Raw genomic sequence first — 13810 nt, forward strand, 5'->3', positions numbered from 1 at the left:
TTAGAGTAGCACGTCTAAGATTATGGCTAGAAACAGCAGCCCCAAGTAGGGGCTGGAATATTTGTACACGATCCAAGCATTTTTTCCAGTGGGCTGAAGGGCGAGGAAGACGTTCAAAGTCAATATGGCAGCGCCCAGCCCGAGGGCGGAAAAGAGATAACCCCATCCTAATCCGTCTGTCATGTAGAGTAGGAAGGAAAAGGCTACCAGTAGAGTTGAGGTGAAGGCTATGCACCGGACGGCTTTCTTCTCCTCCACCAGGGTGGGAAGCATGGGAACTTTCGCCCTCCGATAGTCTTCTTTGAACCTTATGGCTAGGCTCCAGATGTGGGTGGGGATCCACAGAACCACCACGGCTGCCAGCAGAAACGCGGAGAGAGTTAATGTGCCTGTAACCGCAGCATAGCCCACCAGCACGGGGGCTCCTCCCGAGAAGCTTCCAAACAGAATGTTGAGGGGATTCTTCCTCTTCAAAAATCTGCTGTAGACTAGAACATTATCTAAGACAGCCAGAAAAATCAGGAAAGTGCAAAGTAGATTGACCGTGGAGGATGCGGCTAAGGATAAGGAGACCAGAAAAAGGCCTGAGTATAAGGCTTTTTCAGGAGGCGCTATCCTACCAGCGGGTAAAGGCCTCTTTTTCGTTCGAAGCATCTTCGAATCTACCTCCCTGTCCAAGTAGCTGGTAAGCATGTTGGCTCCTGCCGTAGCGCATGTTCCTGAGAATATCACAGCCACAAGGAGGGGCGTAGGATTGTGAAAAACCTCCTCGCCGACAGCGAAGATCGCGCCTCCGATTCCTGTGAAGAGGAGGAGAGCGATGCTCCGAGGTTTTGCGATTTCAACATAGGCTCGAAAGACCTGCATTCCCGCATCCTCTTCTACGGCCAGCTCTTCTCTAGAAATATGATTTCCTCTGATAACTTTATCTGCATGACCGGTTTCCCATCAACGGTGAAAAGTTCAGAGTAAACCTGCGCCGGGTGTAGATGGTGGCATTGAATTTGGAAGAGTGCTTGAAAAGTCCCCTATGGCCTCTACTGGTTGAAACAGCCCACGCCATTCCAACCTATCCCTACCACAAAAGCTACGTCAGAGACGTCCTCCTCCGGGATAACCCAACTGTCGACGCTTCAGAAGTACATCTCCGCTTGGGCATCCCCCTAGGAGAGGCTTTGGTCATTCTCAACGAGTTGAAAACTCAAAAGTCAAACAAATCAGAGGACGGAGGGGGTTGAGGTTCTCCCAGCAGCCTTACTTTCTGCTCTGCTGCTTTTTCTGGTAGTCAGCTATGGCTGCATGCAACCCGTCGGCGGCTAGGTTGCTGCAGTGCATCTTGATGGGGGGCAGACCGCCTAGCGCCTGAGCTACGTCCATCTTGGAGATGCGGAGGGCTTCTTCCAGAGTTTTACCCTTAGCCATCTCCGTCACCATGCTGCTGGTGGCGATGGCCGCTCCGCAGCCGAAAGTCTTGAATTTCACATCCTCCAGCCGGCCGTCTTTGACTTTGATGTAGATGGTCATCAAGTCTCCGCACACGGGGTTTCCCACCCGGCCTACTCCGTCAGCGTCGGGGATCTCCCCCATGTTCCTAGGGTTGCGGAAATGCTCCATCACCTTCTCAGAATACATGTCTGCACCCCCAGCTTACCCCCGGTCTTCCGCGTTTTCAAGCCTCCAACTTTAAGTCAGCTGCCTCTTTATTATAGGTTCTTCCCAGAGGGGAGACATCTCCCTTAGCCTGCAGACAACCTCGCACACAGCCTCCACCGCGTAGTCTACTTCCTCCTCGGTGTTCTCTCTTCCCAGCGTCAGCCTCAACGACCCTCGAGCTTCCACATCGTTCAGCCCTAGGGCCCTCAGGATGTGGGAAGGTTCGCTTTTCTTGGAGGAGCATGCGGAGCCGGTGGAGGCGGCTATGCCCTTCTCATCTAGGCCTAGGATGAGGGCTTCCCCCTCTATTCCCGCGAAGCCAAAGTGGGCGTTGTGAGGCAGTCTCTGCGTGGGATGGCCGTTAAGCCACGATTTCGGCAAGCCTTCGAGGATGCCTCGGATCAGTCTGTCCCTCAACCCGGTGAGATATTTTCTGTCCTTCTCCATTCTCTGGGCAGCCAGCTCAGCGGCTTTTCCCAAGCCCACGATGCCGGGGATGTTTTCTGTTCCTGAACGGAGGTTTTTTTCATGGCCTCCGCCATGGAGGAGAGGCATGGGGGCGAGGTTTCCTTGAACGTAGAGAGCTCCCACGCCTTTAGGGCCGTGGATTTTGTGGCTGGAGAGGGAGAGCATGTTCACGTTCATTCTCTTCACGTCCACCGGTATCTTCCCCACCGACTGAACAGCGTCTGTGTGGAAAAGTACACCTTTCTCCCGGGCTATCTCGCCTATTTCCTCCAGAGGCTGAACGGTGCCTATTTCGTTGTTGGCGTGCTGAATGGTTACAAGAACCGTGGCAGGGCTGATGGCCTTCTCCAACATTGCCAAATCCACGAGGCCTTCCCTGTTCACAGGGAGATATTCCACCTGAAAGCCTAAACTTTCCAGATAGCGGCAGCTCTCCAACACTGCAGGGTGCTCCACCCGGCTAGTGACCACATGGGGGCCTCCGGGTTTTTTCCCCTGCGCGAGCACTAGGCCTTTGATGGCTAGGTTGTCAGATTCTGTGCCTCCGGAGGTAAAGACGATCTCCCTCTCCTCAGCCCCTATCAACTCGGCCACACTTCGCCGGGCGGCCTCTAGGGCTTCATGGGCCTCCCGGCCGAAGCGGTGTAGGCTGGAGGCGTTTCCAAACCGCTCAGAAAAGTAGGGCAGCATGGCTTGAACCACTTCAGGGTCTACGGGGGTGGTGGCCGCGTGGTCTAAGTAGATTCTCCTAGGCAAAGCTTCTTAAACCCCCAAAAAACCTGCGGGTAGATTGGATGGTTTTCTTCTCCAACCTACCCTAACTATAACGCGGTTATAAGTCTATCGACCTACCGACCGCCGGAGAGGAGTCTGCTTTTAACTGTTGAAAGAGTTTCCTGCGATACTCCGCCTCCAAGTAGCCGGCTTTGTAAAGGTGGTTGAAAAGCTCGCTGACCTTGAGGAAGGAATGCAGCTTAATTCCCTTGGAGGCAAGGTTTCTTGCTCCCCCCTCCTCCCTGTCTATAAGAACGAGGGCGTAGGGGGTTTTCCCTCCCACCTCCCACACGGCCTCCGCGGCCTCCAAAACCGACTTACCGGTGGTGATGAGATCGTCCACGAGGAGCACCGAATCCCCCGGCTTCACCGAACCTTCCACCCGTTTCCCCCGACCCCAAGCCTTCGCCTCTTTCCTCACGTAGATCAGAGGCTTCCGAAGGTTGAAGGCTAAAACTGAGGCGAAAGTCATACCGGCGGTGGGGATACCTGCCACCGAGTTAAAATTTTTTAAGCCGATTTTTTTAGCCTCCTCACCGTAGAGACGGGCAATCTTCCGGAAAGCCTGAGGGTGGCTGGGCACAATCCTCAAGTCGATGTAGTAGAAGCTTTCCCTGCCGCTGGTCAGCTTGAAGGAGCCGAATTTCACGGCTTCTACTTCAGCTAGGAGGAGGGAGATTTCCCGTTTGAGAGAACGGAGCTTCCCTTTCATGTTGAACCGCTCGAAATAAAAATAAACTCCCACCCTATAAAGATAAGACCGAGGTAGGCTGGATGGTTGAAGTATGGATTCCCTACGGGATCACGGAAGTATGTCTTACGGCACCCGCTGAAAACTTTTTGGGCACCATAGAGCCTAAGCTCCACCCTCAAACCCCAGTGGAGGCTGAGGCTGAACTGCGAAAAGCCTTGGAGAACCCCCTTCGAACTCCTAGGCTTAGGGAACTTGTCAAAGCCGGAGACAAGGTGGCCATAGCCATCGACGGCGATGCGGAGTTTCTTCCCTTGCAGGCTCTGTTTTCTCTTTTAAGAGAAGAGTTAAAGGAAGGCGGTGTCCTAACTTCCGACATCACTGTTTTCTTCGGCCGAGGTTTGATGAAACCCCCCACCTCTGAGTGGGTTTCAGGTTTGCTGGGGGAAGCTGGAGGAGAAATGCGGATAGAGGTTCACGACCCCTCAGACGCTGAAAACTTGGTGGAGCTGGGAACCACCAGCTACAGGACGAGGGTTTTCGTCAACAGGAGGTTTTCCCAAGCGGATGTCAAAATTGCCCTCGGAAGGATAGGACTCCACACCTACGCCGGCTACAGCGGAGGCGCGCAGGCCGTCCTGAACGCCGTCGGCGGGCTGAGGACTCTTCAGCACAATTATTCCCTCGCCTTCGACCCCAGGGCTGAAGTCGGCCGGCTGGCGGAAAACCCCGTCCACTTGGATGGGGTGGAAACGGCTAGAATGGTAGGGGTTGATTTCGCAGTAAACCTGCTGACCGACGAGGCACGCCAACCTTTGAAGGCTTTCGCTGGAAGCTTGGAAGCCAGTTTCCACGAGGGAGTTGAGGCCGCAAGAAGCTTGTGGGAGGTTCCCGTAGGGAAGAAAGCCGGCATCATCGCCGTCAGCCCGGGAGGTCATCCCTACGACGTGAGCCTCTACGAGGCTCAAGACGCCCTGCTGCGGGTGATGGGTATCCTCGACGAGGAGGCGGTGGTGGTCTTCGCCGCGGAGTGCAGCCAAGGATTCGGCGGCTTCGAATACTTGGAATGGATCGATGAAACTAGGACTCTCGACGACGTTAGGGAGCTGCTGAGAAAAGGTCCTGTCTACGGCTTCCACAAGGTCTTCCAGCTTAGGAACAGTCTTCAAAAAGCCCGGGTGATAGCCGTCACAGCCCTCCCGGAGAACATCACTTCAAACCTTTTCGGGTTTCGGACAGCCCGCTCGGTGGGGGACGCCATGGAAACAGCTTTCAGGCTGGCGGGGAGAAAATCCAAGGTCTGGGTTGTTCCCCGCGCCATGAAGGTTCTGCCTGTTTTCTCACCACAAGATGACAGCGCTCAAGGCTAGGATGACATAGGCCAGGACGCCCAAAACCTTCTTCTTAGGGGAGAGAGGCGACACCTCATCCAGCGGGCCTATGCCTCTGCCCTGAGCCATGAGGAATAGAATCAGCAAGCCGAAAAACCAAAACCCGGTGGCGAAAGCTATGAGCATGCCTGCCATGGATGCAACCCTATGGCCTTTTTCCCCAAACATGGCGTTGGCGATATGGCCTCCGTCCAGCTGCCATATGGGCAGAAGGTTGAGGAAAGTTATGACGAAGCCCAGCCACGCGGCTAACCCGATGGGCGGAACCAAGGCCACATAACCCAAGGGCGCCTCCGGGTTTACCAAGGAGCTGAGCAGCAGCCAAGCTAAGGAGGGAGGCATCTCAAGGAGGAAGGCTCCCTGCGCCTCCAACTGCTTTAAGAAGGCCTCATCCACTAGGTGGGCGGTTTGGAGAGATAGGTAAGCCACCACTAGGGTGACGGCGAAGCCTGTGAGAGGACCGCTGATCCCCAGCTCGAAGAGCTGGTCTCGGTTGATGGGCGGCTCCTTCTGCATTATCACCGCCCCGAAGGTTCCGAAGCCTATGGGGAAAGGGGGTCCTGGGATGAAGTAGGGAACCGTAGCCTCCAAGCCTCTCCTCATGCTTAGGGTTTTGTGGCCCAGCTCATGGAGGCCTACGATGCCCAGCAGGGCGGCGGTGAAGTAGAGGGAGTGGATGAAAACGTCCTCTCCGAAGAGCTCAGCCCAGGAAACCGAGTTGAAGTAGCCGCTGGCGAAGATGGTGCCGAAGGTTACGAGGAAAAGAATCAGAGGCAGCCTTCCCCCTCTCCCCGGCTTTCTCTGGGGTTTGGGGAAAACCTGGATGACCGTCCGCCCGGCTCTCCTTCGGAGAAAGGGCATGAGGCCGTAGGGCTTCATCTTATGGACGAGGTGTTCAAAGGCTTCCTTGGATGAATCCCTCAGGTGAACGATGAAGATGGGGACGTCGAACTCGAACATGGAAGCCTCCACGTAGAACTCTGAGGCTACAAGGCTGTGCATCTCCCTCAAGGTAAGAGGGGGGGAAACTGCAGAGTCAAAGGGGCTGTAGCCCATAGGTTTTCGACCGCAGGGAGTTTTCTCCTTCAGAATGCCTTTGAAAGCAAAGGCGGACATCCATTGGAATCCAGGAGTTGGATGTTAAATTAGATAGCCGGGAAGCTTAATAAAAAAGTTGTGAATTTGGTCTAGGTATGGAGGTTAAGCTTCCCCCTTCCTCTCCTCCACCCTACAGGCTTCGAAGGTTCAAAGCCAGCGACCTAGACAGCGTCATGGCCATCAACCGAGCCTGCCTGCCGGAAAACTACAGCGGAGCATTTTTCCTAGACCTCCACAAGGATGCCCCTCACTCTTTCATGGTGGCTGAGCATGAGGGCAGAGTGGTAGGCTACATCATGTGCAGGGTGGAGTTCGGCTTCTCTGAGCTTCAAAGGTTTAAAGTCTCTCGGAAGGGTCACATAATTTCCGTGGCCGTGCTGCCTGAGCATAGAAACCGGGGAGTAGGGCTGGCTTTGCTCACAGCCGCCCTCAAGGCTCTTCAAAGCCATTACAACTGCAGCGAAGCCTACTTGGAGGTTAGAGTCAGCAACCGGGAAGCCATCAACCTTTACAGGAAGCTGGGGTTTAAACCCATGAAAACCGTTCAGGGATACTACCTCAACGGCGAAGCCGCCTCAGTCATGGGCCGCAGGCTGCCTTTGGAGAAGGAGGAGGAAGAACGCTTCCCCAAGGAGATAATCATCAGCCCTGAAGAAAATCAGCCTTAAAGTTCAGGCCCCGGGGAATAGGTTCTCCGGCTTTCATGACCACTCTGCCATCCACTCGGAGCTCCCCTTTCTCCATTCCCTTTATCATGTCCAAGTGGGAGGAAGCCTTGTTTTTCCCGTGGTAGGCGCCTGTGTTGCTGCCGATAGCCAGGTGGATGGTTTTGTAGATTTTCTCGTCGATGATGATGCTTCCCCCTGTGTATTCGGCTCCGGGGTTGCAGCCGATTCCCAGCTCAGCGATCCTGTCCTTCTCCCCGGTGTTGGCGTTGAGAAACTTGGTGAAGACCTCTTCTCCCTCAGCCGCCCTGTAGCTGGAGATTTTCCCATCCTTAAACTCCAACCATAGGCCTCGAATCTTTCCGAAACCCGGAATGGCCACGTTCTCGAAGAAGATCCTACCGTTGGCGCTGGTTTCGATGGGAGCCACAAAGACCTCGCCGGAAGGAATGTTCAAGCCCACATCCCCCCGTTTCAGGTCTTCCTCGGAGATAACGGCGTCGTCGACGAGGATAGGCCTCCCCCTTATCTCGAAACTCAATTCCGTGCCATCCTCAGCTCTGATCTCCACGACTCCACCGCCTTCCAAGGCTTCTCTGTAAAAGTTGCAAAGGCTCTGCAGCTTGTCTGTGAAGGAGTTTCGGATGCTGTTGAAGAAGATGCTCCTAAACTTTTCCACTGGGCAGCCGTAGCCCTCCGCTGCTCCGGGAATAGGCCATCCCATGTAGGCCCATCGAACCTTCCGGGCGTCTAGGATTTCTCTGAGTTTCTGCCGGTTGGGAGCGGTCAGCTTGATTCTTTCCGCGAGGTCCTTGGACCATTGGGGATCGTCTTCCTCCCCGATGAAGAGGGTTACGTCCACGGTTTCAACTAAAGCCTTGGCCAGGGGGTCCATTTCCCGGAGGGATTCCTCGGGTTTCAAGCTGTATTTCAGCTTCTCCCTCCCAGACCTGTAGGTCAGCGTCAGGGTGTGGGCGCCCACCTTCCAGCATTCTTCCTCCACCTTGAAGGCGAAGTCAACGCAGGTGGGGTCGGTGGCGTTGTAGAGGATTCTGACCGACTCGAAGCCTCCGTCAGGTTTTCTCCCGATCTTCAGAGATTCATTAACCAACGAGCGGGCTATGCTTTCTTTTTCTTCCTCGGTAAGTTCCGTCATGGTTTTCCTCTCCGCTGTGGGAATGTGGCAGAAAGACCTTTCACGCCATCCCATAAAAGTTTTAATCAACCTCGCCTTTCTACTGCCTAACCCCTCTCAAGCGCAGGGTGTTATCTGTGAAGTTCGTCCTAGTCATCGGAGACGGTATGGCTGACCGTCCTGTGGAAAAATTTGGGGGAAAAACCCCCTTGGAGGCAGCCCACCATCCCCACATGGATGAAATCGCCTCCAAAGGAACCTGCGGGCTGCTTCAAACCATCCCCCCCAAGGCGGCCACAGGCTCTGAGGCGGCTACGCTTTCCCTTCTAGGCTACAACCCGGAGAAATACTCCTTGGGAAGGGGGCCCCTAGAAGCCTTGGCAGTCGGAGCGCCCCTAGGCTGGGATGACGTAGCCTTCCGGTGTAACCTCGTAACTGAGAGGGACGGAATCCTTGTAGACTACTCCGCCGGCCACATCACCACCGAGGAGGCTAGGGAGCTAATCCAAGGCTTAAACCAGAAGCTCGGCCGAGGCGAGGTCGCCTTCTACCCTGGGCTTTCCTACCGGCATGTTCTCGTCCTCCGAGGGAGAAAATACTCCCCTGCAGTTCGCTGTTTTCCTCCCCACTCCTTTGTCGGCCACCCTGTTTCCACTCTTCCTGTTACCCCTCTTGCCGAGGAGGCTGAGGAGACAGCCCGGCTTCTCAACAGGCTCGCAGCTGAATCCAAAGCCCTCCTAACAAGCCACCCGGTGAACATGAGGAGGGCTGCGGAGGGCAAAAGCATGGGGAACATGGCCTGGTTCTGGGGTCCAGGTCGAAGGCCGCGTGTCCCCCTATTCCATGAGCTTCACGGCCTCCGGGGGGCGGTTATCTCGGCGGTGGACATCGTCAAAGGCATCGGACTCTGCGCAGGCATGGAGTTGATAACCGTTCCCGGAGCCACAGGCTATTTTGACACCGACTACGAAGGGAAAGCAGACTACGCCCTCCGGGCTCTGGAGAAATATGACATGGTCATCGTCCATGTGGAGGCTCCGGATGAAGCAGGGCACCTAGGAGACTTCCACCTCAAAGTCAAGGCCATCGAAGACTTGGACAGGCGTCTTCTAGGCAGGCTGCTCAGCGGGCTTGAGGGCGACTACACCGTAGGCGTGGTAGCTGACCATGCCACTCCCGTGGAGGTGAGAACGCACACCCGCGACCCCGTGCCCTTCGCCGTCTACCGCAAAGCCGAAGCCTCCTCCAAGCCGGCGAAGCGGTTCGACGAAGCCTCCGTCAAAAGCTTAGGGTTGCTGCTGGAGAGCGGAGAAGCTTTTATCCGCCTTTTTCTGGGCTTACCTTGAGGCTTCTAATCCAGTGCCGGAGGAGGATGAGGGTGGAAAGGGCAGCTGGAATGTAGAAGATGCCGGCCTCGAATTCCAAGGCAAACACGGGCCTCCCCAGAATTCTCATGAAATAGAGGACAGCGGCTACAGCCGCGAGAATCAAGGAGGATAAACCCCAGCCTCCAAAGTTTCCCATCCGAAAACCAGCAACCTGAAAATATGCGTTATCAGCCGCGTTTTTTAGGCTTTTCCCTTTCTTCAGCCTTCAACAGCTTCTCCAACGGTATGTCCACATAGGTGCCGTTGGGCAGCTTCCTCCGAATTGTGACGGGGAGAACTCCGGCTTCCAGCTCGTAGGCGGCGATCTCTATGGGCCTCTTAACATGGTCAGGCGGAGTTACAAGGACAGGGGCCCCTAGGGTTATCTGCAGAGCCCGAGCCCCAATGATTCTCGTCCGCTCAAACCTCGTCAGCCTAGGAGGCCCTATGATGGTCAAATCTCCCTCAGACCTCACTGTTTTCCCTCTCGGAGCCTTCCCTCCCTCCGTTTGGTCTGACATGTCCTACAGAACACAGCCCCCTCTGAAGGGTTTTTCAAGAAAATACGAGCCCACGCTTCTGTTTAGAAAAAGATAGAAACATTTCACCTTGAGTTCACTCCAACAAGCTTGAAAAGGTGCTAAAAAGCTTAAAATTGCGGATTTATAAGTTTTACTCCCTCACGGCCTCTTCAGTTTTTCTTCAGCGCACTGAATCTCCGCATTGGGCAGTATGGCCACCCTAGGGTTGAGGGGGCAAGATGCCTTAATTTCCTCGAGGACCTCCTCCCAGCTGTTCAGCCACAGGGTGGAGGAAGGGTCCCCCACGGGCAGCAGGGGATGAGGAGTCTTATATTGAGAGAAAACTATCAGTCTGCCAAACTCCGGCCTTGAGGGCGCGCCGGCCCCAGGGGCAGTCTCCTTCTTTCCGAACATTCCATACAGGTAATGCGTCACCTGGCCTTCCGGTGTTTGGGCGATGATCACCATGACTCCGTTCTTCTTCACCGCATGCTTCCAGTTGGACAGAGCAAGGGTGGCTTCGTTGGCTTTAGCGTAGGTGTTGGCGACGACCACGTCGAACTTTCCTTCAAACCTCGTTGAATAGTGCTCCTTCGCCGCTTCTACTGCCTGTTTAAACGTTTCATGGACGTTTCCGGCAAAGATTTGGGCGCTGCCGCCGAATCCGTTGACGAGCACATCTATTTTCATATCCATGGCGGCTAGGTTCGCTGCTTCCTCTATGTCTTCTCTGACGGTGTTCCCTTTTAGAATCCCCCACAAGTTCCTTCTATCTACGGCGCCCATCCGCCTGCAGAGATTCACATGGTTGTGGTAGACAGCGGCATAGGAGGCGAGACCGGGGAGTATCATCTTCGCTCCCCCTCCATAGCCTGTCATGGGGTGAGGTGTCACGCAGCCTATCCCAATCCTCAGGTCGCAGCTTAGGTACTCCGCGTTTATCTCCAACTGGGTCCCCCAGCTGGTTTCCCCAACCCTTTCGCAGTTTGCAAAAGGATTATGATTGTACACAGGGTATCTCTGCACAATCTCTTCCCCCAGCTTCTTGGCGAAATCATACCTGCAACGGGCGCCATGCAACCCTAGGCCCATGATGAACCTGATACGCTCGTCGGATATTCCCGCCTTTTTTAGTTCCTCTAACACGTGGGGAACTATCTCATATGCACGGGTAGGCCTTGTCAAGTCGTCGACTACGATGACGGCTTCCCCTCTGCCCTCAGCAAGCTTTTCCAAGGGTTTACAGGCCCAAGGCTCCTTCAGCGCTCTTTTCACTTCACCTTCGCCGACGCTGGCTCTAGCGTAGCCGTTCATGGGCAGGAACTCCACATGCCAGTTTTCCGGGAAGCGGAGTTCAAGTTTTTCTCGGCCGAACCAAGCTAAAGCAGGAACCTCGTAGCTTTTGCCGTTCACCCCAGCCACCTCAACTTCCCATGGTGGAGAAAATTTTCAACTAGGCCATCAACCTTTGGAAGGCTGCAACCCGCTTTAAAGTTATAAGCTGGCTTAAAAATTAAACTCCTTCGAATGCCTGAGCACGGTGGTAAGCACGTTCCGCTAACCGGCTTCCGCTAGGAAGGCTGGCGTGGCTTGTTTCTGTAACTTAAATCTGTTTTAAGACACGGTGGAAATCTGCGGAATTTTTAGCTAAATTTTTTTATACTTTTTTATCAAAAAATTTAAATATGATCTGTCGCCCTATGCCTTTTGCGCACCAGCGCTGAGCCTGTCTCTTAACCTTTCACGTTGATCTGGGAGTTTGAACATGAGCAGACTGTACGGTTTAAGCCCTCCCTCAGAGCTTACGCCCAACGCCCTCAAGGTCTTGGAAAAAAGGTACCTTAAGAGGGATGAAGCCAACCGGGTGGTGGAAACCCCCCAAGACCTGTTTCTAAGGGTAGCTGAAAACGTGGCCTCCGCTGATAGGCTTTACGGGAAAACCGAGGACGAGGTTGAAAAGACAGCGGAAGGCTTCTACAAGATGATGGCGGGGTTGGAGTTTCTCCCCAACTCTCCCACGCTGATGAACGCCGGGAGGGAGCTTCAGCAACTCTCCGCCTGCTTCGTCCTCCCGGTGGAGGATTCCATTGAAAGCATCTTTGAAACCATAAAGCACACAGCCCTCATCCACAAGTCCGGCGGGGGGACGGGTTTCTCCTTCTCCCGGCTTAGGCCGAAAAACGATGTGGTCAAGTCTACTAAGGGTGTTTCCAGCGGCCCTGTTTCCTTCATGACCGTCTACGACGCAGCCACCGAGGCCATCAAGCAGGGAGGGACCCGGCGGGGAGCCAACATGGGCATCCTGAGGGTGGATCACCCTGACATCCTAGAGTTCATTACCTGCAAAAAAGGCGGGGATAAGCTGAATAATTTTAACATATCCGTGGCAGTTACCGAGAGCTTCATGGAGGCGGCGGAGAAGGGGGAAGAATACGACCTCATCAACCCTAGGACCGGCGAGGTGACGGGAAGGCTTCGAGCCGACATGGTTCTCAACCTCATGGCCGAGATGACCCATCAAAACGGGGACCCTGGACTGGTTTTTCTGGACAGGGTTAACAGGGACAATCCCACCCCTGAGCTTGGGCCCATTGAAAGCACCAACCCCTGCGGGGAGCAGCCGCTTCTTCCTTACGAATCCTGCAACCTAGGTTCCATCAACCTTTCCAAGATGGTGAAGGACGGAAACATAGACTGGGAGAGGCTGAGGGAAATTGTGAGACGGGCTGTTCACTTCTTGGACAACGTCATCGACGTCAACAAATACCCGCTGCCCATTATCGAAACCATGACCAAGGGAAACCGGAAAATCGGATTGGGGGTCATGGGCTTCGCCGACATGTTGATCAAATTGGGGGTTCCCTACGACTCCCAGCGGGGGCTGGAAATCGGGGAAGCCGTCATGAGGTTCATCCAAGAGGAATCCAAAGCTGCCTCCGAGGCTTTAGCCGAAGAAAGAGGGGTTTTCCCCAATTACAAGGGCAGCATCTACGATGGGGTGCGGAAGCTCAGGAACGCTACTACCACCACCGTGGCGCCTACCGGAACCCTGTCCATCATTGCCAACTGCTCCAGCGGCATCGAACCCATCTTCGCCCTGTGCTACGTTCGCAATGTTCTGAGCGGGCAGAGGCTGGTGGAAGTCCACAGCCTCTTCGAGGAAACAGCCAAAAAACGAGGCTTCTACAGCTCAGCCCTCATGGAAAAAATCGCCTTGAAAGGTTCTTTGAGGGGGCTGGGGGAGGTTCCGGAGGATGTGCGGAGGCTTTTTGTGACGGCCTTGGACATCGACCCCGAGTGGCATGTGCGCATGCAGGCCGCCTTCCAGAAGCACGTGGACAACGCCGTCTCCAAAACCATCAACCTCCCCCACCACGCTACGGTGGAGGATGTGAAGAAAGCCTTCAAGCTGGCCTACAGCCTAGGCTGCAAAGGCATCACCATCTACCGGGACGGCAGCCGGGAAAAGCAAGTCTTAGAGAGAGGGGAAACCTCCAAGCTCAGAAGCTACATCAAACCCCGAAGCCGTCCTGAGAAAACCTATGGCGTCACCTACGAGATTGGAACAGGCTGCGGCTCCCTTTATGTGACCATCAACGAGGACGAGCGGGGCGAACCCTTCGAAGTCTTCGCCCGCTTGGGGAAGGCAGGCGGCTGCGCCTCCGCCCAAACCGAAGGCCTGGGGAGAGCTGCCTCCACAATTCTCCGCTCAGGCATCGACCCCTGGGAGGTGGTCAAGCATTACAAGGGGATAAGCTGCGACAGGCCCTTCAGGCTTGGCCGAAACAAGGTTCTCTCCTGCGCCGACGCTTTGGGGAAGGCTCTTGAAAAATATCTGATGGAAAAGAGTTCCTCCAAAGAGGTGAAAAGCCTCCCTGAGACTGTCCCCCCCTGGGAAGGAGAAACCACGCGGGCCGCCAACGGAGCTTGCCCTGAATGCGGAAGCCCCGTGGTCTGGGTGGAGGGCTGCAGAAAATGCATCTCCAACTGCGGATGGTCTGAGTGCGAGTAAAGTTTTATGGGGGAGTTAACGGAAATTATCTTCTC

Annotated in this window: 14 protein-coding genes; 5 read left to right on the forward strand and 9 right to left on the reverse strand. The window is 54.9% G+C overall.

Annotated features, from left to right (window positions below):
- Positions 1-921 carry a heme o synthase gene (locus tag BWM17_RS03060; RefSeq protein WP_309493713.1) on the reverse strand — a complete coding sequence of 307 codons (921 nt, stop codon included), beginning with the start codon at positions 919-921 and terminating at the stop codon, positions 1-3.
- 71 nt (positions 922-992) lie between these two features.
- On the opposite strand from BWM17_RS03060, the gene BWM17_RS03065 reads away from it, so the two are divergent.
- A complete protein-coding gene (locus BWM17_RS03065; protein WP_309492449.1) occupies positions 993-1238 on the forward strand; it encodes a hypothetical protein in 246 nt (81 codons plus the stop codon).
- A 16-nt stretch (positions 1239-1254) separates the two neighbouring features.
- Here the strand turns inward: BWM17_RS03065 and nifU are convergent, their stop codons facing one another.
- From nifU to pyrE, 3 genes are all read right to left on the reverse strand, one after another.
- A complete protein-coding gene (gene nifU, locus BWM17_RS03070) occupies positions 1255-1632 on the reverse strand; it encodes a Fe-S cluster assembly scaffold protein NifU (protein ID WP_309492450.1) in 378 nt (125 codons plus the stop codon).
- Positions 1633-1683: 51 nt separating this feature from the next.
- Positions 1684-2877, reverse strand: coding sequence for a cysteine desulfurase NifS (gene nifS / locus BWM17_RS03075; RefSeq protein ID WP_309492451.1), 1194 nt, complete (start codon positions 2875-2877; stop codon positions 1684-1686).
- A 76-nt stretch (positions 2878-2953) separates the two neighbouring features.
- Positions 2954-3607, reverse strand: a complete 654-nt coding sequence (pyrE, locus tag BWM17_RS03080; protein WP_309492453.1) for an orotate phosphoribosyltransferase — start codon at positions 3605-3607, stop codon at positions 2954-2956.
- A gap of 62 nt (positions 3608-3669) precedes the next feature.
- Between pyrE and larA the strand changes: the two genes are divergently transcribed.
- On the forward strand, positions 3670-4956 hold the full coding sequence (gene larA / locus BWM17_RS03085) for a nickel-dependent lactate racemase (RefSeq protein WP_309492454.1): 1287 nt from the start codon (positions 3670-3672) through the stop codon (positions 4954-4956).
- On the opposite strand, the gene BWM17_RS03090 is transcribed toward larA, so the two are convergent.
- Positions 4927-6093: a site-2 protease family protein gene (locus tag BWM17_RS03090; RefSeq protein ID WP_309492455.1), complete on the reverse strand. Its 1167-nt coding sequence runs from the start codon at positions 6091-6093 to the stop codon at positions 4927-4929. The two genes, larA and BWM17_RS03090, sit on opposite strands and share 30 nt — an antisense overlap.
- A 77-nt stretch (positions 6094-6170) precedes the next feature.
- Between BWM17_RS03090 and BWM17_RS03095 the strand changes: the two genes are divergently transcribed.
- The gene (locus tag BWM17_RS03095; RefSeq protein ID WP_309492456.1) at positions 6171-6743 is read left to right on the forward strand and encodes an N-acetyltransferase; all 573 of its coding nucleotides are present in this window, start codon (positions 6171-6173) and stop codon (positions 6741-6743) included.
- On the opposite strand, the gene BWM17_RS03100 is transcribed toward BWM17_RS03095, so the two are convergent.
- On the reverse strand, positions 6718-7950 hold the full coding sequence (locus BWM17_RS03100; protein WP_309492457.1) for an aminopeptidase: 1233 nt from the start codon (positions 7948-7950) through the stop codon (positions 6718-6720). The two genes, BWM17_RS03095 and BWM17_RS03100, sit on opposite strands and share 26 nt — an antisense overlap.
- 62 nt (positions 7951-8012) lie before the next feature.
- Here BWM17_RS03100 and BWM17_RS03105 point away from each other — a divergent pair, with 62 nt between their 5' ends.
- Positions 8013-9221 (forward strand): cofactor-independent phosphoglycerate mutase, encoded by a 1209-nt coding sequence (locus BWM17_RS03105; protein ID WP_309492458.1) that lies wholly within the window; start codon positions 8013-8015, stop codon positions 9219-9221.
- On the opposite strand, the gene BWM17_RS03110 is transcribed toward BWM17_RS03105, so the two are convergent.
- The 3 genes from BWM17_RS03110 to BWM17_RS03120 form a co-directional block, all read right to left on the reverse strand.
- Positions 9193-9399 (reverse strand): hypothetical protein, encoded by a 207-nt coding sequence (locus BWM17_RS03110; RefSeq protein WP_309492459.1) that lies wholly within the window; start codon positions 9397-9399, stop codon positions 9193-9195. The two genes, BWM17_RS03105 and BWM17_RS03110, sit on opposite strands and share 29 nt — an antisense overlap.
- A gap of 31 nt (positions 9400-9430) precedes the next feature.
- Complete coding sequence (locus tag BWM17_RS03115; protein WP_309492460.1) at positions 9431-9763, reverse strand: DNA-directed RNA polymerase subunit K; 333 nt, start codon at positions 9761-9763, stop codon at positions 9431-9433.
- Positions 9764-9922: 159 nt separating this feature from the next.
- On the reverse strand, positions 9923-11176 hold the full coding sequence (locus BWM17_RS03120; RefSeq protein WP_309492461.1) for a lactate racemase domain-containing protein: 1254 nt from the start codon (positions 11174-11176) through the stop codon (positions 9923-9925).
- 352 nt (positions 11177-11528) lie between these two features.
- On the opposite strand from BWM17_RS03120, the gene BWM17_RS03125 reads away from it, so the two are divergent.
- A complete protein-coding gene (locus BWM17_RS03125) occupies positions 11529-13775 on the forward strand; it encodes a vitamin B12-dependent ribonucleotide reductase (protein WP_309492462.1) in 2247 nt (748 codons plus the stop codon).
- The last annotated feature ends 35 nt before the right edge of the window (positions 13776-13810 follow it).

It is taken from the genome of Candidatus Hecatella orcuttiae (assembly GCF_002009985.1).
GTDB lineage: Archaea > Thermoproteota > Bathyarchaeia > Hecatellales > Hecatellaceae > Hecatella > Hecatella orcuttiae.